This is a genomic window from Azospirillum oleiclasticum (assembly GCF_013423485.1).
GTDB classification, from domain to species: Bacteria; Pseudomonadota; Alphaproteobacteria; order Azospirillales; family Azospirillaceae; genus Azospirillum; species Azospirillum oleiclasticum.
Genome location: NZ_JABFFR010000003.1, coordinates 300,512 through 318,343, shown reverse-complemented (window position 1 = coordinate 318,343; position 17,832 = coordinate 300,512). Strand labels below are relative to the sequence as shown.

General features: G+C 69.2%; 18 protein-coding genes. 5 read left to right on the top strand and 13 right to left on the bottom strand.

Translation table 11 applies throughout. The features are described from left to right. Nucleotides 1-5: 5 nt before the first annotated feature. The 8 genes from HL658_RS06540 to HL658_RS06505 all read right to left on the bottom strand — a co-directional run bounded on the left by HL658_RS06540 (nt 6) and on the right by HL658_RS06505 (nt 6,675). Nucleotides 6-1,634, bottom strand: coding sequence for an NTP transferase domain-containing protein (locus tag HL658_RS06540; RefSeq protein ID WP_180281108.1), 1,629 nt, complete (start codon nt 1,632-1,634; stop codon nt 6-8). Nucleotides 1,635-1,638: 4 nt separating this feature from the next. Next, nucleotides 1,639-2,337, bottom strand: a complete 699-nt coding sequence (locus HL658_RS06535; protein ID WP_180281107.1) for an XdhC family protein — start codon at nt 2,335-2,337, stop codon at nt 1,639-1,641. After that, complete coding sequence (locus HL658_RS06530; RefSeq protein ID WP_180281106.1) at nt 2,334-2,654, bottom strand: XdhC family protein; 321 nt, start codon at nt 2,652-2,654, stop codon at nt 2,334-2,336. Before HL658_RS06530 ends, HL658_RS06535 begins: the two co-directional genes overlap by 4 nt. Then, nucleotides 2,651-3,877 carry a vWA domain-containing protein gene (locus tag HL658_RS06525; RefSeq protein WP_180281105.1) on the bottom strand — a complete coding sequence of 409 codons (1,227 nt, stop codon included), beginning with the start codon at nt 3,875-3,877 and terminating at the stop codon, nt 2,651-2,653. The genes HL658_RS06530 and HL658_RS06525 overlap by 4 nt, the downstream gene beginning before the upstream one ends. Further along, complete coding sequence (locus HL658_RS06520) at nt 3,874-4,797, bottom strand: AAA family ATPase (RefSeq protein WP_180281104.1); 924 nt, start codon at nt 4,795-4,797, stop codon at nt 3,874-3,876. The genes HL658_RS06525 and HL658_RS06520 overlap by 4 nt, the downstream gene beginning before the upstream one ends. A 54-nt stretch (nt 4,798-4,851) precedes the next feature. Beyond that, entirely contained in the window at nt 4,852-5,187 is a 336-nt protein-coding gene (locus tag HL658_RS06515; RefSeq protein ID WP_180281103.1) for a DUF5615 family PIN-like protein, read from the bottom strand. Further along, nucleotides 5,184-5,411 (bottom strand): DUF433 domain-containing protein, encoded by a 228-nt coding sequence (locus tag HL658_RS06510; RefSeq protein WP_180281102.1) that lies wholly within the window; start codon nt 5,409-5,411, stop codon nt 5,184-5,186. The genes HL658_RS06515 and HL658_RS06510 overlap by 4 nt, the downstream gene beginning before the upstream one ends. 76 nt (nt 5,412-5,487) lie before the next feature. Beyond that, nucleotides 5,488-6,675, bottom strand: coding sequence for an MFS transporter (locus tag HL658_RS06505; RefSeq protein ID WP_180281101.1), 1,188 nt, complete (start codon nt 6,673-6,675; stop codon nt 5,488-5,490). A 50-nt stretch (nt 6,676-6,725) separates the two neighbouring features. Here HL658_RS06505 and HL658_RS06500 point away from each other — a divergent pair, with 50 nt between their 5' ends. Further along, nucleotides 6,726-7,544 (top strand): AraC family transcriptional regulator, encoded by an 819-nt coding sequence (locus HL658_RS06500; protein WP_180281100.1) that lies wholly within the window; start codon nt 6,726-6,728, stop codon nt 7,542-7,544. A gap of 6 nt (nt 7,545-7,550) precedes the next feature. Here the strand turns inward: HL658_RS06500 and HL658_RS06495 are convergent, their stop codons facing one another. The 4 genes from HL658_RS06495 to HL658_RS06480 all read right to left on the bottom strand — a co-directional run bounded on the left by HL658_RS06495 (nt 7,551) and on the right by HL658_RS06480 (nt 11,677). Next, nucleotides 7,551-7,808 carry a hypothetical protein gene (locus HL658_RS06495; protein WP_180281099.1) on the bottom strand — a complete coding sequence of 86 codons (258 nt, stop codon included), beginning with the start codon at nt 7,806-7,808 and terminating at the stop codon, nt 7,551-7,553. Nucleotides 7,809-7,942: 134 nt separating this feature from the next. Further along, nucleotides 7,943-8,737 carry an FAD binding domain-containing protein gene (locus HL658_RS06490; protein ID WP_180281098.1) on the bottom strand — a complete coding sequence of 265 codons (795 nt, stop codon included), beginning with the start codon at nt 8,735-8,737 and terminating at the stop codon, nt 7,943-7,945. 14 nt (nt 8,738-8,751) lie between these two features. Continuing rightward, nucleotides 8,752-11,142 (bottom strand): xanthine dehydrogenase family protein molybdopterin-binding subunit, encoded by a 2,391-nt coding sequence (locus HL658_RS06485; RefSeq protein WP_180281097.1) that lies wholly within the window; start codon nt 11,140-11,142, stop codon nt 8,752-8,754. Nucleotides 11,143-11,176: 34 nt separating this feature from the next. Further along, on the bottom strand, nt 11,177-11,677 hold the full coding sequence (locus tag HL658_RS06480) for a (2Fe-2S)-binding protein (RefSeq protein WP_180281096.1): 501 nt from the start codon (nt 11,675-11,677) through the stop codon (nt 11,177-11,179). A gap of 353 nt (nt 11,678-12,030) precedes the next feature. On the opposite strand from HL658_RS06480, the gene HL658_RS06475 reads away from it, so the two are divergent. From HL658_RS06475 to HL658_RS06460, 4 genes are all read left to right on the top strand, one after another. After that, nucleotides 12,031-12,960, top strand: a complete 930-nt coding sequence (locus HL658_RS06475) for a TAXI family TRAP transporter solute-binding subunit (protein ID WP_180281304.1) — start codon at nt 12,031-12,033, stop codon at nt 12,958-12,960. 97 nt (nt 12,961-13,057) lie between these two features. Beyond that, on the top strand, nt 13,058-15,145 hold the full coding sequence (locus HL658_RS06470) for a TRAP transporter permease (RefSeq protein WP_180281095.1): 2,088 nt from the start codon (nt 13,058-13,060) through the stop codon (nt 15,143-15,145). Further along, on the top strand, nt 15,142-15,519 hold the full coding sequence (locus HL658_RS06465; protein ID WP_180281094.1) for a DUF1850 domain-containing protein: 378 nt from the start codon (nt 15,142-15,144) through the stop codon (nt 15,517-15,519). Before HL658_RS06470 ends, HL658_RS06465 begins: the two co-directional genes overlap by 4 nt. A gap of 70 nt (nt 15,520-15,589) precedes the next feature. After that, the gene (locus tag HL658_RS06460; RefSeq protein ID WP_180281093.1) at nt 15,590-17,053 is read left to right on the top strand and encodes a sodium:proton antiporter; all 1,464 of its coding nucleotides are present in this window, start codon (nt 15,590-15,592) and stop codon (nt 17,051-17,053) included. Between the two features lie 50 nt (nt 17,054-17,103). On the opposite strand, the gene HL658_RS06455 is transcribed toward HL658_RS06460, so the two are convergent. Continuing rightward, a complete protein-coding gene (locus tag HL658_RS06455) occupies nt 17,104-17,829 on the bottom strand; it encodes a hypothetical protein (RefSeq protein WP_180281092.1) in 726 nt (241 codons plus the stop codon). Nucleotides 17,830-17,832: the final 3 nt, after the last annotated feature.

The following is a 17,832-nucleotide window of genomic DNA, read 5'->3' as shown; positions in this document are numbered from 1 at the left end:
CGTGGTCACGGGGTGTCCAGCGCGCGGCGCAGCGCGGCGATGGCGTCGGGCGTGTCGATGTCGGTCAGCACGCCGTCGTCTTCGACAGCCACCTCGCACACCCGCTCGGCGTTGGCGCCGATCAGGTGACGGGCGCCGGTGTCGCCGGCGACGCGGGCCATGTCGGCGAACAGCGAGCGGTCCCACAGCACCGGATTGCCGCGCTTGCCGCCGGCCACCGGCACGACGATGGCGCGGCCCTCCACCGGGTTGTAGGCGGCGATCAGCCGGTCGATGACCACCGGCGCCACCAGCGGCATGTCGCCCAGGCAGACCAGCGCGCCGTCGGCGCTGCCGGGCACCGCGGCCAGCCCGGCGCGCAGCGAGGTGCTCAGCCCCTCGGCGAAGTCGGGGTTGTGGACGAAGGTCACGTCCAGCCCTTGCAGCGCACTGCGCACCTCGTCCGGCTCGTTGCCCGTGATCACGATCACGGGACCGGCCTGCGAGGCGAGCACGGCCTGAACCGTGCGCCGCAGCAGCGGCACACCTTGCACGTCCGCCACCAGCTTGTTGGAGCCCATGCGGCTGGAGCGGCCGGCGGCCAGCACCAGCGCCGCGACGCGGGGCGCGCGCGGCGCCTCCGGCCCCGGCCGGGTCGCGTCCAGACGGGGCAGGGGACGCGACGGGATCTCCGCCAGAAGCCCGCCGACGCCCATCCGCATGATGTCGCGCCGGGTCACCGGCACACCGGCGGCGACGCGCTGGATCACCCAGTCGAAGCCGTTCAGCTTCGGCGACCGTGCGCAGCCGGGGAGCCCGAGCACCGGCCGGTCGTCGCGGCGTCCCAGCAGGATCAGGTTGCCGGGGTCCACCGGCATGCCGAAATGCTCGACCGTACCGCCCGCCCGCTCGATCCCGGCGGGCAGCACGTCGCGCCGGTCGGTGATGGCGGAGGCACCGGCGACCAGAAGCAGGTCGGGCTTGCCGGCGGCGTCGATGGCGGCGGCCAGTTCCCCCTCCTCGTGCGCGCAGCGCGTCTCCTGCGACAGGGTGCCGCCCAGCGCGGTCAGCCGGTCGCGGGTGACGCCCACGGTCTTGTCGAGCACGCCGGGCTTGGTGCCGGGCAGCACGGTCTGGATCAGCGCAGCCGTGAAGGGGCGGTAGGGGGCGACGCGCAGGACCGGGGCCATGGCCGCCGCCACCGCCTCCGCCGCCTCCACCGCGTCGTGGGGGGCGGCAAAGGGGATGATCTTCACGGTGGCGACCATGCTGCCCCGCTCGACCGGGGCGAAGGCGGGCAGGGTGGCGACGGTCACCGATTCGTGCAGCAGGTTGATGCGGTCGATGGCGTCGGCATCGACGACCGCCAGCCCGGCCGCCGCCGCGAACAGGTTGACCCGCCCGGTGAAGGCGGCGCCGATGGTGAGGCCGGACCCGGAAAGTGCCTGTGCGACGCGCGCGGCGGCGGCATCCTCGTGGATGTCGTCGTGGTCGAGCCGGGCGACGGTCGCCGTCTCCACCCCCGCCGCGGTGAGTGCCGCCACATCCACCGCGCTCAGCACCCGCCCCTTCTTGAGGACGGACGAACCGGCGCGCAGGGAGTGGGCGAGAATGGCGCCGGTGCAATCGGCGACGGGCCGCGTGCCGAAGCGCATCGCCTCAATCCCGATCCCGTCGGCGCACCGCGGTGATCTGGGCCATGATGGACACGGCGATCTCGGCCGGGGAGACGGCGCCGATCGACAGGCCGACAGGGCCGTGGATGTTGGCGATCTCGCGGTCGCTCAGCCCCTGCTCGCGCAGGCGATCGACGCGCTTGGCGTGGGTGCGGCTGCTGCCCAGCGCGCCGACGTAGAAGGCTGGGGAGCGGAGTGCCACCAGCAGCGCCGGGTCGTCCAGCTTGGGGTCGTGGGTCAGGGTCACCACCGCGCTGCGCGAGTCGGGCTTCAGCGCGTTCAGCGCGTCGTCCGGCCATTCGCCGTTCACCGCGATGCCGGGAAAGCGCTCGTCGGTGGCGAAGGCGCGGCGCGGGTCGATGACGGTGACGGCGTAGCCGGTCAGCGCCGCCATCGGCGCCAGCGCCTGGGCGATGTGAACCGCGCCGACGATGAACAGCCGCAGCGGCGGGTTGTGGACATGGACGAAGAAGCGGTCGTCCCCCTCCTCCACGATGCCGCTGCGGTCGGCCTGGATGCGCGCGCGCACCAGCCGCAGCAGCGTCTCATCCATCCCGAAGGCGCCCTCCACCGTCTCCGGCGTGACGAGGGACTGCATGCCGGTGCCAAGGTCGGTCACCAGGGCGGCCGGCACGGCGCCGGCCTTGGCCGCCATCAGGCGGTCGAACAGGGCTCGCTTCACTCCACCGCCTCCACATAGACCTGGACCTTGCCGCCGCAGGCCAGCCCGACCTCCCACGCCATCTCGTCGGTGACGCCGAAGGAGAGCATGCGCGGCTCGCCGTCCTGGAGGGTCTTCTGCGCCTCCATCACCACCGCCCCCTCGATGCAGCCGCCGGAGACCGAGCCGGCCATGGCGCCGGCCGCGTCGACCGCCATCTGGCTGCCGACCGGGCGCGGGGAGGAGCCCCAGGTGCTGACGACCGTCGCCAGCGCCACCTTGCGCCCCTCGGCCATCCAGGCCGCCGCGGTGGACAGGATGTCGTCGCTCGTGTTCATGCCGCCTCTCTCAGCCACCGTCGCATCCCCTCCGCACGGCGGCGGGAGGGACGGTCGAGCGCCCGGGCAAGGTCGCCCAGGCTGTTCAGGTTGTGCACCGGGCGGAAGTCGTCCACATGCGGCAACAGCGCCCGTATCCCCGATGATTTCGGTGCGAAGCCGTCCCAGCGCAATAGGGGGTTCAGCCAGACCAGACGGCGGCAGCTCTTGTGCAGCCGTTCCGCCTCCATCGCCAGCCCCTCGCCGGCGTCGCGGTCGAGCCCGTCGGTGATCAGCAGCATCACGGCCCCCTGGCCCAGCACACGCCGCGCCCACACCCGGTTGAATTCGTGCAGCGCTGTGCCGATGCGGGTGCCGCCCGACCAGTCCTGGACGGCGGCGGCTACCGAATCCAACGCCTCGTCCACGTCGCGCTGGCGCAGATGGCGGGTGATGTTGGTCAGCCGCGTGCCGAAGACAAAGCTGTGCACCCGGTCGCGGTCGTTGGTCACCGCGTGCATGAAGTGCAGCAGCATCCGCGAATAGCGCGTCATCGAGCCGGAGATGTCGCAGAGCAGAACCAGTGGCGGCGGCCGGGTCCGCACCCGGCGCCGCGCGAGGTCGGCGAGATCGCCGGTCCTCATCATCCGTCGCAGGGTGGCGCGCGGGTCGATGCGCGGCCCCTGCTGGTCCGGCCGATGGCGCCGCGTGGTCACCTCGGCCACCGGCAGCGCCATGCGGGCGATGAGGCGCCGTGCCTCGGCCAGCTCCTCCGTGGACATCGTCTCGAAGTCCTTGCCCTGGAGCTGCTCGCGCTCGGAGACGGTGAGGGCGGCGTCCAGCTCGACGCGCAGTTCCTCCTTCTCCTCCGGCGGCGGTGGCTCGGGCGCGTCCTTGTCCCGCAGCGCCTCGGCGACGCGGCGGCTCATGTCCTTCTGGTCGGGGCGCAGCTCCTCACGCACCGTGGGCAGCATCATGCCCATCATGCGCTTCAACAGATCCGGGTTGCGCCAGAACAGGTGGAAGGCCTGGTCGAACACCTCCGTCTGGTCGTGGCGGTTCACGAAGACGGCGTGCAGCGCCCAGTAGAAGTCGCGCCGGCTGTCCAGCCCCAGCGCCTCCACCGCCTCCACCGCCTGGAGCACGCGGCCGGGACCGACCGGCAGTCCGGCGGCCCGCAACACGCGGGCGAAATGCATGAGGTTGAGGACGAGCCGGCCGCCGCCGGGTTCAGGGGGGGTCATCGGTTTGGCGTCGCGGCCAGTTCGAGCTTCACCTGGGTGAGGATGCGCGACGCCTCGCTGCCCTGGATGCGGGCGATGTCGTCCTGATACTTCAGCAGCGTGCCCAGCGTGTCGTTGATGGTGCGCGGGTCGAGTTCGAGCTGGTTCAGCTCCACCAGCGCCTGCGCCCAGTCCAGCGTCTCCGCCACGCCCGGGGCCTTGTAGAGATCCATGGCGCGCAGCTTCTGCACGAAGCCCACCACCTGGGCGGCCAGCCGCGCCTCCGCCCCCGGCGCCTTCACCGCCAGGATGGCGCGCTCGCGCTCGGCGTTGGGGTAGTCGACCCAGTGGTAGAAGCAGCGGCGCTTCAGCGCGTCGTGGATCTCGCGGGTGCGGTTGGAGGTCAGGATGACGATGGGCGGCTCCGGCGCCTTCACCGTGCCGTATTCGGGGATCGTCACCTGGAAATCGGAGAGGATTTCCAGCAGATAGGCCTCGAACGGCTCGTCGGTGCGGTCGAGCTCGTCGATCAGCAGCACGGGCGCGCCGTTCACGTCCGGCTCCATGGCCTGGAGCAGCGGGCGGCGGATCAGGAAGCGGTCGGAGAACAGGTCGGTCGCCAGCGCGTCGCGGTCGCGGGCGCCGGACGCCTCGGCCAGCCGGATCTCCATCATCTGCCGGGCGTAGTTCCATTCGTAGACCGCCGCCGCGGCGTCCAGCCCCTCGTAGCATTGCAGCCGCAACAGCCGCCGGCCGAGCGTGGCGGAGAGCACCTTGGCGATCTCGGTCTTGCCGACGCCGGCCTCGCCCTCCAGGAACAGCGGGCGCTTGAGCTTCAGCGCCAGATACAGCGCCGTCGCCAGCGACCGCTCGGCGACATAGTCGCCGGCCGCCAGCAGGGCCACGGTGTCATCGACGGAGGCGGGGAGGGGATGGGGCATGACCGGACTTCGGGTTTGCGGGTGGTAAGGGGTGCATTCTGCCGCAATCCGCCGTCATCCGTCGCGCACTTCGACGATGGATTCTCCGGCGTCGACGAACGCCACGATCTGCGGAAGAAGCGGCAGGAAGCCTCTCAACAGATGACGCCGGGAGACATTGCCGATCCTCACCCAAACGACGGGAGGCGCAGGAGGTCGGCTGATCCGGCGCGTGACGAAATCCTCATCCTTGCCGACGATGACGGCGCCAAGTCGGATGGCGTCGCTCCAGATCACCGAATCGTCGGCCGATTGAAGCCCAAGGTCGGACACATGAGCCGCGTTGTGCCCGTGCTTGGCAATGGCGCGGCCGAGCGCCGGGGGCAACTGTGCATCGACCAGGAACTTCACGACACCGCGCGCAGAACGGGATGGTCCGTTTCCGCCGCGGCGAAGGCAAGACAGGCTCGGATGTCGTCCGACTCAAGGTCCGGAAAATCCGCCAGGATGTCCTCCTCCGTCTCACCCGCCGCCAGCAAGCCCAGAACATCCTGCACCCGGATCCGCATGCTCCTGATGCAGGGCCGCCCGCCGCACTGGTTTGGATTGAACGTGATCCGGGAGAGAAGGTCCATCGAACTGCCACCGGGTGGTCGTTGCCGACTAACCTTCCTAAGATTGGGCCGCGGCGCAAGTTTGTCGATGACCGCCTCACTCCGCCGGCTGCGCCGCCGCCTCCGGCACGCGCTCCTCGGTCGGCAGGATGGCGGCGGCGACGAGCATCAGGAGGCAGAGGACGGCCAGCGCCTGGAGCATCAGGGCGAAGCCGCCGGCCCCGTGCAGCCAGGCCACCAGCGCCACCGACGCACCCGCCCCGGTGAAGCCGATGAAGTAGCGCAGGGCGAAGGCGCGGGAACGCCATTCGTCGGCGGTGAAGCGGCCGATCATCGCGTCGTTGACGGTGACCATGCCGAACATCGCGACCACGATGCCCACCGCCGCCAGGATCAGCCCGGCCCCGTGGAGCACGGAGGCGAGCAGAAGCGTGGGCGTGTAGAGCAGCGCCATGGGCAGGAACAGCGACCGCAGGGAGTGGCGGTCGAGGAAGCTGCCGATGGTCACCTGCGTCGCCGCCCCGCAGACATAGACCGCGGCGGTGATCAGGCCGAGCAGGGCGGGATCGGTGGCAAGGCCGGAAAGACGCTCCGCGAACAGCTTGGGCAGCGAGACGGTCACCGCGTTGAAGGTGGTTGAGGAGGCGACGATGGCAAGCGCCAGCGCCAGGATGACCTTCGGCATGGCGCTCGCCGGCACCCGGGCGGTGGCCTTGGCGGTCTTGTGGCCCTGCCGCACCTCGTGTTTGACGGCGCCAACAAAGGCAATGCCAATGGCGATGGTGACCACACCCGGCAGGATGAAGGCGGCGCGCCAGCCGAGATACTGACTGAAGCCGCCGGTCAGCAGCGCCGACAGCGCCACGCCGAAATTGCCCCACACGCCGTTGCGCCCGACCTCGTGCCCCACCCGCTCGGCGTAGGAGACCAGCATGGCGGTGCCCACCGGGTGGTAGATGGCGGCGAACAGGCCGATGAAGAACAGCGCCACGCCAAGTTGCAGCGGTGTCTGCACGAAGCCGGCGCCGACGAGGCTGGCGCCGATGCCCAGGAAGAACACCGCCATCATGTGGCGCCGGCTCCAGCGGTCGCCCAGCCAGCCCATGACGAGCGCCCCCGCGCCGAAGGCGATGAAGCCAGGCGTGGCGTAGGGCAGCAGCTCGCCATAGCCCATGCCGAAGGCCGGCCCCATCAGCACCACCGCGGCAGCGAAGACCAGCATGGCGTAATGGTCGATGAAGTGGCCGATGTTGACGTAGGTGATCACGGTGGCGGGGCGGTTCATCACCGGCTGTCCTCTTGCGGATTGATGAGGCTACTGTAGACTGGCCTGCCATGGATGTGACGCCAAACCACATCGACAAAACGCCAGTCGGGCCGCCGTCGGAATGCCACGAGACGCGCGGCGCCTTCGCCACGCTGGCCCGCAGCTACCCGCGCGGTGCCAGCCTCGGCCTGCACGCTCACCAGGAGGCCCAGCTTCTGTTTGCCGCCCGCGGCGTCATGCAGGCGACGACGACGCGCGGGCGCTGGCTCGTTCCGCCGCACCGGGCCGTTTGGCTGCCCAGCCAGCGCCCGCACGCGGTGGACATGCTGAGCGACATCGAGATGCGCTCGCTCTATGTCGACCCGGCGCACGTCGCCGCGCACCCGAAGGCGGGCCGCCTGGGGAACGAGTTCGTGGTCCGCGTCGCGCCGCTGTTGCGGGAACTGATCCTCGGCTGCTTCGCAGACCGGCGCCACCCCGAGCGGGGGGTGGCGCTGGGTCGGCTGATCCTGTTCGAGCTGACGGAGGCGGAGGACCCGGCCACCTTCATCCCGATGCCGCAGGACCCGCGGGCGCGGCGCGTGGCGGAGCTGGTTCTGGCGGAGCCGGACGGGATCCGCGACCTGGAGGATCTGGCCGCGGTCGCCGGCACCTCCGCCCGCACCGTCACCCGGCTGTTTTCCCAGGAGACGTCGCTGTCCTTCCGCACCTGGCGCCAGCGCGCCCGCATCATGGCGGCGATCGAGGCTCTGTGCGGGAGCAGCCCGCCGCCGGTGAAGGACCTTGCCCACCGGCTGGGATTCTCCAGCACGGCGGCCTTCGATTACGCGTTCAAACAGGTGACGGGCACGACGCCGACGGCGTTCGTGGGGAAGGGGGGCGGTTAGAGACGTTTATTCCGCGGCCGGAGGAATCGCGGCGATGCGGGTGGGGATCAGGGCTACGAGGACCTTGCCCTGTTCGTCGAGGCGGGTGTTGATGACGCGCGATTCCACGTCGATCTTGGCGTCGAGGCGGGCGAAACCATCATCGACATGCTTCCGCAGTCCAGTGACTTGCTCCCGCAATTCGGAAAGCTCCTCCTTGGTCGCCAGCTTCGGCAGATAGTCCACGATCTGTCGCAGGAGGGTCTTGATCTCGTCGTCGGCCATGGTTCGCACCCCACAGTGTCGGTTGCAGGATAGCGTTATCACTCGCCCGCATGCAATTTCTCGAACCGGACATGCGACCATTCGATGCAACGGGTGGGTGGCGCCTGCGCATCACCCACCCGCATCCTAGGGCATCACCCCGCCGCCGTCACCGCCCGCTTCGCCATCACGCCCACCAGATGGGCGCGATACTCGGCGCTGGCGTGCAGGTCGGCGTTCAGGCCATCGGCGTCCACGGTCAGGCCGTCCAGCGCAGCGGCGCTGAAATTGCCGGCCAGCGCCGCCTCGAAGGAGGGCAGGCGGAAGACCGAGGGGCCGGCGCCGGTCACGGCGACCCGCACCTCGCTGCCGAACACGGCCACGAACACGCCGACGACGGCGTAGCGGCTGGCCGGGTTGCGGAACTTGGCGTAGGCGGCCTTGTCCGGCTTCGGGAAGTGGACGGAGACGATCACCTCCCCCGGCTCGAGCGCCGTTTCGAACATGCCGGTGAAGAAGTCGTCGCCGGCGATGTCCCGGCGATCGGTCTTCACGGTCGCCTTCAGCCCGACCACCGCCGACGGGTAGTCGGCGGCCGGGTCGGAGTTGGCGATCGAGCCGCCCAGCGTGCCCATGTTGCGCACCTGACGGTCGCCGATGCCCTCCGCCAGCGAGGCCAGCGCCGGGATGACGCGGGCCACGGTGGCGGAATGGGCGACCTCCGCGTGCCGGGTGAAGGCGCCGATGGTGAGCCCCCCGGCCGCTTCCGTGATGCCCTTCAACTCGGGCACGGCGGAGAGGTCGATGAGCGCGCTGGGCTGGGCGAGGCGCTGCTTGAGCGTCGGCAGCAGCGTCTGGCCGCCGCCGAGCAGCTTGCCGTCCTCCTCCGCGCCGATGGCGGTCACGGCGTCGGCGAGCGATTTCGGGCGTTGGAACGCGAACGCGTACATCGCGGGTGTCCTCCTTACTCGGCCGCCATGGCGGGGGTGGCCTGCCGGACGATCTGCCAGATCTTCTGCGGCGTGGCCGGCATGTCGATGTGGGTGACGCCGTACTCGGCCAGCGCGTCCACCACGGCGTTGATGACCGCGGCCGAGGCGCCGATGGTCCCGGCCTCGCCGCAGCCCTTCACCCCCAGCGGGTTGTGGGTGCAGGGCTGGTCCTCGTGGTACTGCACGGTGAAGGACGGCACGTCGTCCGCCCGCGGCATGCAGTAATCCATGTAGGAGCCGGTGACGAGCTGGCCGGTCTCGTCATCATAGACGCAGTTCTCCAGCAGCGCCTGCCCGATGCCCTGGACGATGCCGCCGTGCACCTGGCCCTCGACGATGAGCGGGTTGATGACGCGGCCGAAATCGTCCACGGCGGTGAAGGCCACCACCTCGGTCACCCCGGTCTCCGGATCGATCTCCACCTCGCAGACGTGGCAGCCGTTGGGGTAGGTGAAGTTCTTCGGGTCGTAGAAGGCCTGCTCGTCCAGCCCCGGCTCCAGCTCCTCCAGCGGGTAGTTGTGCGGGACGTAGGCGGCCAGCGCGATCTCGCCGATGGTGACGGCCTTGTCGGTGCCGGCGACGGAGAATTTGCCGTCCTTGACCTCGATGTCGGCCTCGGCGGCCTCCATCAGGTGGGCGGCGATCTTCTTGGCCTTGCGCTCGACCTTGTCCATCGCCTTGACCAGCGCCGAACCACCGACCGCCAGCGAGCGTGAGCCGTAGGTGCCCATGCCGAACGGCACCTTGTTGGTGTCGCCGTGCACGATCTCGATGTTCTCGATGGGCAGGCCGAAGCGGTCGGCGACGAGCTGGGCGAAGGTCGTCTCGTGGCCCTGGCCGTGGCTGTGCGAGCCGGTGAAAACGGTCACGCTGCCGGTCGGGTGGAAGCGCACCTCGGCCGACTCGTAGAGGCCCGCGCGGGCACCGAGCGCCCCGGCGATGTTGCTGGGGGCGATGCCGCAGGCCTCGATGTAGGTGGCGAAGCCGATGCCGCGCAGCTTGCCGCGCGCCTTCGCATCCGTCTTGCGCTGCGCCAGACCGGCGTAGTCCACCACCGGCAGAGCCATCTCCAGGTTCTTGGCGAAATCGCCGGTGTCGTACTGGAGCGCCACCGGCGTCTGGTACGGCATGGCCTCCTTCGGCACGAAGTTGCGGCGGCGCAGCTCGGCCTTGTCGATGCCCAGCTCGATGGCGGCCTTGTCGACGATGCGCTCGATCAGGAAGCAGGCTTCCGGACGGCCGGCACCGCGGTAGGCGTCCACCGGCGTGGTGTGGGTGAAGGCGGCCTTCACCTCCGCGTAGATCGCCGGGGTCTTGTACTGGCCGGCGAGCAGCGTGGCGTAGAGGTAGGTCGGGATCGAGCTGGCGAAGGTCGACAGGTAGGCGCCCATGTTGGCGACGGTGTGGACGCGCAGCGCCAGGAAGTTGCCGTCCTTGTCCAGCGCCAGCTCGGCGCGGGACACGTGGTCGCGCCCGTGCGCGTCGGTCAGGAAGCTCTCCGACCGCTCCGCCGTCCACTTGATCGGCCGTCCGACCTTCTTGGCCGCCCAGGTGACGATGGCCTCCTCGGCGTAGTGGAAGATCTTGGAGCCGAAGCCGCCGCCGACATCCGGGGCCACCACCCGCAGCTTGTGCTCGGGGATGCCCAGCACGAAGGCGCCCATCAGCAGGCGGATGACGTGCGGGTTCTGGGAGGTGGTGTAGAGCGTGTGCTCGCCGGTCGCCCGGTCGTACTCGCCGATGGCCGCGCGCGGCTCCATGGCGTTGGGCACGAGGCGGTTGTTGACGAGGTCGAGCGTGGTGACATGGGCCGCCTGCGCGAAGGCCGCGTCGGTCGCCGCCTTGTCGCCCAGGTGCCAGTCGTAGCAGAGGTTGCCCGGCACGTCGTCGTGCACCAGGGCGGCGCCCGGCTCCAGCGCCTTCACCGCGGAGGCGACGGCCGGCCGCTCCTCGTAGTCGATCACGAGAGCTTCGGCGGCGTCCTTGGCCTGCTCGCGCGTCTCGGCGATGACCACCGCCACGGTGTCGCCGACGTGGCGGGCCCGGTCGCGGGCCAGCGGGAAATGCGGCGGCTCCTTCATGGGGGAGCCGTCCTTGTTGTGGATCAGCCAGCCGCAGGGCAGGCCGTTCACATTGTCCGCCGCCATGTCGGCGCCGGTGTAGATCGCGACCACGCCGGGCATGGCCAGCGCCGCGGCGGTGTCGATGCCGCGGATGGCGGCGTGCGCGTGCGGCGAGCGCACCATGCACGCGAAGGTCTGGCCGGGGCGGTTGATGTCGTCGGTGTAGGTGCCGCTCCCCGTCAGGAAGCGCTTGTCCTCGCGGCGCCGTACGCTGGCGCCGATGCCACTGGGGTTCGCCATGTGCGTTGTCCTCCCGTGAACCCGTCCGTCCCCGTCACTCGGCGGCGATCTTGGCGTCGCTGCCCGAGCGCATCGCCTCGGCGCCCGTCAGCACCGCCTTGACGATGTTGTGGTAGCCGGTGCAGCGGCAGATGTTGCCCTCCAGCCCCTCGCGGACGTCCTTCTCGCTGGGCGTGGGATTCTCGCGGACCAGATCCACCGCGCTCATCACCATGCCCGGCGTACAGAAGCCGCATTGCAGGCCGTGATGCTCGCGGAAGGCCGCCTGCATCGGGTGCAGCGTGCCGTCGGCCGCCGCCAGCCCCTCGATCGTCGTCACCGACGCGCCGTCCACCTGGACCGCCAGCGTCGTGCAGGACTTCACCGAGCGCCCGTCCACATGCACGACGCAGGCGCCGCACTGGCTGGTGTCGCAGCCGACATGGGTTCCGGTGAGGCCCAGGGTCTCGCGCAGGAAATGGACGAGCAGCGTTCGCTCCTCCACCTCCCGCGTGACCGTCTTTCCATTGACGGTCAACGTAACGGTGTTCGCCATCGGTGTCGCCTCCCTTGCCGTCCTCGGTCCGGCGCCGCGCACGGGGCTTCTCGCGTCGCACGCCAGGTGCCGGGCCCGGCGACAAGGATAGAGGGATGATGGGCGGAAAGGTCAAGGCGCTGATCGTCCGAAACACGACGGAGCGACAAGATGCTCAACCGAAAGGCAGAACGAACGCCGCGTCGGACGGGGCGGGCGGGGAGGGAGCCTCCGATCCGGTGCGCTGGATCATCGGAATTCCCGTGAAAATGGGTGCAGGCTGGCATCATCAGTCGACACGCGGTAGAGTGCCGCCTTCATTGCCGGCGGATAGGCCGAGAACGGACAATAAGGGAGGTGTTGCGGTGAAGAAGATGCTGGCCGTCTGTGGCGTGTGTGTGCTTGCGGCCCTTCCGGCGCGCGCGGAGCAGTTCGTGACGGTGCTGACCGGCGGCACCAGCGGCGTGTATTACCCGCTGGGCGTGGCGCTGAGCAACCTGTACGGCAAGGTCATCGCCGATTCGAAGGTGACGGTGCAGGCCACCAAGGCGTCGGTGGAGAATCTGAACCTGCTGCAGGCCGGTCGCGGAGAAATCGCCTTCACGCTCGGCGACTCGCTGAGCCAGGCCTGGAAGGGCGACGAGGAGGCCGGCTTCAAGGCGAAGCTGACCAAGCTGCGCACCATCGGTGCCATCTATCCCAACTACATCCAGATCGTCGCCACCAAGGACAGCGGCATCAAGACGCTGGCCGATCTGAAGGGCAAGCGCGTGTCGGTCGGCGCGCCGAAGTCGGGCACCGAGCTGAACGCCCGCGCCATCTTCGGCGCGGCCGGCATGAAGTACGGCGATTTCGCCAAGACCGAATATCTGCCCTTCGGCGAGTCGGTCGATCTGATGAAGAACCGGCAGCTCGACGCGACGCTGATCTCCGCCGGCCTCGGCGTGGCCGCCATCCGTGATCTGTCCACCACCCAGGACATCACCATCGTGTCGGTGCCGGAGGAGACGGTGAAGAAGGTGGGCGACGAGACCTTCGTGTCCGAAACCATCCCGGCCGGCACTTACAAGGGGCAGGACGAGGCGGTGAGGACGGCCGCCGTCCGCAACTATCTCGTCACCCATTCCGGCGTGTCGGACGATATCGCCTACGCCATGACCAAGGCGACCTATGAGAACCTGGAAGCGCTGACAGCAGCGCACGCCGCAGCCAAGGGCATCAAGTTCGACGCTTCGGTCACCAAGTCGCCGGTGCCGCTGCACCCCGGCGCCGAGAAGTACTTCAAGGAAAAAGGCATGAACTGAGCGGCCGGCACCGACCGCTCGCGATGGCATGACCCGATCCCTCCCCCGCCACGCCGCGGGGGAGGGATTTTCATTGGCCCCCTGTGGAACGCCCGACATGTCGACGCTCGCCCAATCGCCGGAGGAGGCGGAGGTCCGCGCCGCCCTCGACCGGGAGAATCCCGGCACGCTCGTGTCCTTCCAGGGCACGTCCGGACGGATCGTCTTCGCCATCGCCATCGCCTTTTCCGTCTTCCAGATTTGGACGGCGGCCTTCAACCCGCTGTCGAGCCTTGTGGTCCGCTCGATCCACGTCGGGTTCCTGTTGCTGCTCACCTTCGTGCTGTTCGGGTTCCGGCCGGGCACACGCCGGTCGGTGCCGTGGCACGCCTGGGCGCTCGGTGGTCTGGCCTTCCTGCTCGGCCTCTATCATTGGTGGTTCGAGGCCGACCTGATCCAAAGGGCGGGCGACCCCAGCGGTCTGGATCTTGTGGTCGGGGCGATCGGCATCCTGTTGGTGTTCGAGGCGGCGCGGCGCCTGATGGGCCCGGCGCTTCCCATCATCTGCGGCGTGTTCATTCCCTACGCCTATTTCGGCCGGCATCTGCCCTTCGGGCTGGCGCACCGCGGCTTCGATTACGATCAGATCATCGACACGCTGTATTTCTCGACCGAGGGCATCTTCGGAACGCCGATCTTCGTGTCGTCCACCTTCATCTTCCTGTTCATCCTGTTCGGCGCCTTCCTGGAAAAGGCGGGGATGATCAAGCTGTTCAACGACGTGTCGTTGGGCCTGGTCGGCCACGCCAAGGGCGGGCCGGCCAAGGTGGCGGTGATCTCGTCGGGATTCATGGGCACCATCAACGGGTCGGGCGTGGCGAACGTGCTGACCACCGGGCAGTTCACCATCCCGCTGATGACCCGCTTCGGCTACCGTCCGGCCTTCGCCGGGGCGGTGGAGGCGACGGCCAGCATGGGCGGCCAGCTGATGCCGCCGGTCATGGGCGCGGCCGCCTTCATCATGGCCGAGACCATCGGCGTCCCCTTCACCGACATCGCCACGGCGGCGCTGATCCCCGCCGTGCTCTATTTCGGCAGCGCCTTCTGGATGGTGCATCTGGAGGCCGGGAAGCGGAACCTGATCGGTTTGCCGCGCGAGGAATGCCCCAGCGTGATGCGCGCCCTGATGGAGGGCTGGTACCTGATCCTGCCGCTGGCGGCGCTGGTCTATCTGCTGTTCTCGGGCTTCACGCCGCTGTTCGCGGGGGTGATCGGGCTGGCCGCGACGGCGGTGCTGATCCTGGGCGGGACGATCGCCGGCGCGCTGGGGCCGATGGTGCTGCGGGTGGTCTTCTGGATCGCCGTGGGGCTGGCCGCCGCCGGGCTGTGGCGGCTGGGCTTCCGGACGGAGGAGATGTCCTTCCTGCTGGTGGCGCTTCTGGTCGTCCCCTGCTTGCTGGTGAAGGGCGGGGTGGAGACGCTGCGCATCTGCCTGGACAGTCTGGCGGAGGGGGCGAAGAACGCGCTTGGCGTGGGCGTGGCATGCGCGCTGGTGGGCGTGCTGATCGGCATCCTGTCGCTGACGGGGCTTGCCTCCAGCATCGCCAACGCCATCGTTGCGCTGTCCGGCGGCAACCTGTTGCTGGCCCTGATCCTGACCATGATCGCCAGCATCATCCTCGGCACCGGCCTGCCGACCACGGCCAACTACATCATCACCAGCTCGATCGCGGCACCCGCCCTGCTGCAGATGGGCGTGCCGCTGCTGGTCAGCCACATGTTCGTCTTCTACTTCGGCATCATGGCCGACCTGACGCCCCCGGTGGCCCTGGCGGCGCTGGCGGCGTCGTCGATCGCGCGCGCCGGGCACATGCAGATCGGGTTCATCGCCACGCGCATCGCCATGGCCGGCTATGTGGTGCCGTTCATGGCGGTGTACGACCCGGCGCTGATGCTGCAGGGCGACGGCGGGGTTGTCGCCGTCGCCTACATCTTCACGAAGGCGTGCCTGGGCATCATGCTGTGGGGGGCCGCGACCATCGGCTTCTTCCTGACGCCGCTCAACCTCATCGAGCGGGCGTTCGCGACCACCGGCGCCTTCCTGTTCGTGCTGGCGCTGCCGGTGACGGACGAGGCCGGATTCGCGATCACCGCCGCCTTCATGGCCTGGCAGTACTGGCGTCAGCGGCGCGGGCACCGGGCGTGAGCGCGCTGTGCGTGGCGACGCTCGCCGGCGCGGTGCTGGCGAGCATCCCCGGAACCGACATCACCCTGTCCTGGACCCACTCTGTGGAGAAGACCGAATGGCGGGAGGCCTGGCGCATCGAGGGGCAGCGCCTGGTGGCGGTGGAGGCTCGCATCCGCAGCACCGGGGCGGGCATGGAGCCGCCGGCCGACGCCCGTCTGGTCGATGGCTGGTGGGTGTGGCGTCCGGACCTGCCGCCGTTGGAACGGATCGTGCTGGCCGCCTCGTCCTTCACCGCCGACCACAGCCTGTGCGTCGGCGGGGACTGCCGGCCGCTGCACGGCTGGACCGGTCCCACGGCGGACCGGCCCATCGTTCTGGAGCCCTGCCGGTGAGCCATTCCGGCTTGGCTTGCGCTGGTCGCCGACGCATACTGCCGCTCCTGCCGATGATTGACGTCATACAATGATCCATAGACTCCCCCGCACCGTCCGCGGCGTGCCGTCCGCGGTCGCCACCCTGATCGCCACGATGGCGCTGAGCATGGCCAGCCCGGCCCTGGCCGCCGAGGCCGGGCATGGCGCCCCGCATCTCGACGGGCTCCAGCTCGGAGTCCTGTGGGTTATCCCCTTCGCCGGGGTCCTGCTGTCGATCGCGCTGTTTCCGCTCTTCGCGCCGAATGTCTGGCACCATCATTTCGGCAAGATCGCGGCCCTGTGGGCGCTCGCCTTCATCGTGCCCTTCGCCATCCGCTTCGGGTGGGAGCTGGCATTGTACGAGCTGCTGCACACCGCGCTGCTCGAATACATCCCCTTCGTGGTGCTGCTGACCGCGCTGTTCACGGTGGCCGGCGGCGTGCGACTCGCCGGATCGCTGGTGGGTACTCCGCTGGCGAACACGGTGGGTCTGGCGCTGGGCGCCGCGCTGGCGAGCTTCATGGGCACCACGGGCGCCTCCATGCTGCTGATCCGCCCGCTGCTCCGCGCCAACGAGAACCGCAAGGACAAGGTCCACACCGTCGTCTTCTTCATCTTCCTGGTGTCGAACGTCGGTGGCTCCCTGACGCCGCTCGGCGATCCACCGCTGTTCATCGGCTTCCTGAAGGGCGTGTCCTTCTTCTGGCCGACGGTGCACCTGTTCGCGCCCATGCTGCTGGTGACGGTGGCGCTGCTGGCGATCTATTTCGTGCTCGACACCGTGCTGCACACCCGCGACCCGGGCAAGCACGCGCTGGTCGAGGGCGTCCACGAGAAGGAGCCGATCCGCGTCGAGGGTACGGTCAACTTCCTGCTGCTCGGCGGAGTCGTGCTGGCCGTGCTGGTGGGCGCGTGGCAGAGCGGCGTGTCCTTCTCCGTCTATCATGTGCCGGTGAAGCTGGAGAGCATCCTCAGCATGGCGCTGCTGATCGGGATCACATTCCTGTCGCTGCGCCTGACCGACGACAAGAGCCGCAAGCTGAACGGCTTCTCCTGGGGGCCGATGGCCGAGGTGGCGAAGCTGTTCGCCGCCATCTTCCTGACCATCATTCCGGCGCTCGCCATCCTGCGGGCGGGGGAGGCGGGGGCGCTGGGTGCCATCATCGCCTCCGTCAACCCCAACGGCGTGCCGTCGCCGGCCATGTATTTCTGGGCGACGGGGGCGCTGTCGAGCTTCCTCGACAACGCGCCGACCTATCTCATCTTCTTCAACACGGCGGGCGGCGACCCGGCGGTGCTGATGAACGAGCTGTCGCTGACGCTGGGGGCCATCTCCGCCGGCGCGGTCTTCATGGGCGCCAACACCTACATCGGCAACGCGCCGAACTTCATGGTGAAGGCGATCGCCGAGGAGCGCGGCGTGAAGATGCCGAGCTTCTTCGGCTATATGGCCTGGTCCTGCGGCATCCTGGTGCCGCTGTTCGTGATCGTGACCTTCATGTTCTACGTCTGACGCGCGGGTGGCCGGTGCCCGAAGGGACCGGCCACCCCAACCCTTGCCAGTCAGGGGAACGGGCAGCGGTCGGAGGTCACATCGACGAAGGAGCGTGAGCCGGCCGCGAAGGTGAAGCGGTACTCGTTGTTGTCGATCACCACCGACTTGTGCAGCGGCAGGGGACCGGTCACGACGTTTTCCTTGCCGCCGATCGCGATGATCCTGATGGTCACGGGCTGACCCGGATCGAACCAGCTCTCCGGGTTGCCCTGGCCATCGCGGGCCGACACACCTTCGCCGGTCACGGTGATGGTGCCGTTGGCGAAGCCGACTCCGCGCACGCCGGACTTCATCAGTGGCGTGGCGATGACGAACCGCTTGTTCTCCGGCTGCTGGCAGTTGCGCTGCGCCTGTGCGTTCTGGATCACGAAGCCCAGACGGTTCGCGTCCATTCCCCCCTTCAGCCGGTCGGTCACGAGCTGGAGCAGCCGCGCGCGGTCGCCGGTCGGCACGTCGCGCTGCAGCCGCGCCTCCGCCTCCGCCAGCTTCGCCTCCGCCGTCCGGGCGGCGTGCTGCATCTGGCTGGCCAGCAGCTCCAACTCGGTCCTCTGGCGCGACAAGGTGTTGACCTCATCGCGCAGGGAGGCGTCGCGTCCCTTCAACTGCTCGATGCCCATCTGGTACGAGAACAGGGCCACAGCCAGGACGAAGGCGACAACGACGCCCACCTTGAGGATCTGTGTCCACATCCGGCGCCGGTATCGGCGTTCGTAGTCGTATCGTCCAAGGGCCATGCG

Excerpts from the sequence above, each read along its gene's own strand:
- HL658_RS06460 (WP_180281093.1), top strand. The coding sequence starts at position 15,590 with ATGATCCATAGACTCCCCCGCACCGTCCGCGGCGTGCCGTCCGCGGTC.
- HL658_RS06510 (WP_180281102.1), bottom strand. The coding sequence starts at position 5,411 with ATGGACCTTCTCTCCCGGATCACGTTCAATCCAAACCAGTGCGGCGGG.
- HL658_RS06455 (WP_180281092.1), bottom strand. The coding sequence starts at position 17,829 with ATGGCCCTTGGACGATACGACTACGAACGCCGATACCGGCGCCGGATG.
- HL658_RS06475 (WP_180281304.1), top strand. The coding sequence starts at position 12,031 with ATGCTGGCCGTCTGTGGCGTGTGTGTGCTTGCGGCCCTTCCGGCGCGC.
- HL658_RS06490 (WP_180281098.1), bottom strand. The coding sequence starts at position 8,737 with ATGTACGCGTTCGCGTTCCAACGCCCGAAATCGCTCGCCGACGCCGTG.
- HL658_RS06495 (WP_180281099.1), bottom strand. The coding sequence starts at position 7,808 with ATGGCCGACGACGAGATCAAGACCCTCCTGCGACAGATCGTGGACTAT.
- HL658_RS06520 (WP_180281104.1), bottom strand. The coding sequence starts at position 4,797 with ATGCCCCATCCCCTCCCCGCCTCCGTCGATGACACCGTGGCCCTGCTG.
- HL658_RS06525 (WP_180281105.1), bottom strand. The coding sequence starts at position 3,877 with ATGACCCCCCCTGAACCCGGCGGCGGCCGGCTCGTCCTCAACCTCATG.
- HL658_RS06500 (WP_180281100.1), top strand. The coding sequence starts at position 6,726 with ATGGATGTGACGCCAAACCACATCGACAAAACGCCAGTCGGGCCGCCG.
- HL658_RS06470 (WP_180281095.1), top strand. The coding sequence starts at position 13,058 with ATGTCGACGCTCGCCCAATCGCCGGAGGAGGCGGAGGTCCGCGCCGCC.
- HL658_RS06480 (WP_180281096.1), bottom strand. The coding sequence starts at position 11,677 with ATGGCGAACACCGTTACGTTGACCGTCAATGGAAAGACGGTCACGCGG.
- HL658_RS06485 (WP_180281097.1), bottom strand. The coding sequence starts at position 11,142 with ATGGCGAACCCCAGTGGCATCGGCGCCAGCGTACGGCGCCGCGAGGAC.
- HL658_RS06530 (WP_180281106.1), bottom strand. The coding sequence starts at position 2,654 with ATGAACACGAGCGACGACATCCTGTCCACCGCGGCGGCCTGGATGGCC.
- HL658_RS06505 (WP_180281101.1), bottom strand. The coding sequence starts at position 6,675 with ATGAACCGCCCCGCCACCGTGATCACCTACGTCAACATCGGCCACTTC.
- HL658_RS06540 (WP_180281108.1), bottom strand. The coding sequence starts at position 1,634 with ATGCGCTTCGGCACGCGGCCCGTCGCCGATTGCACCGGCGCCATTCTC.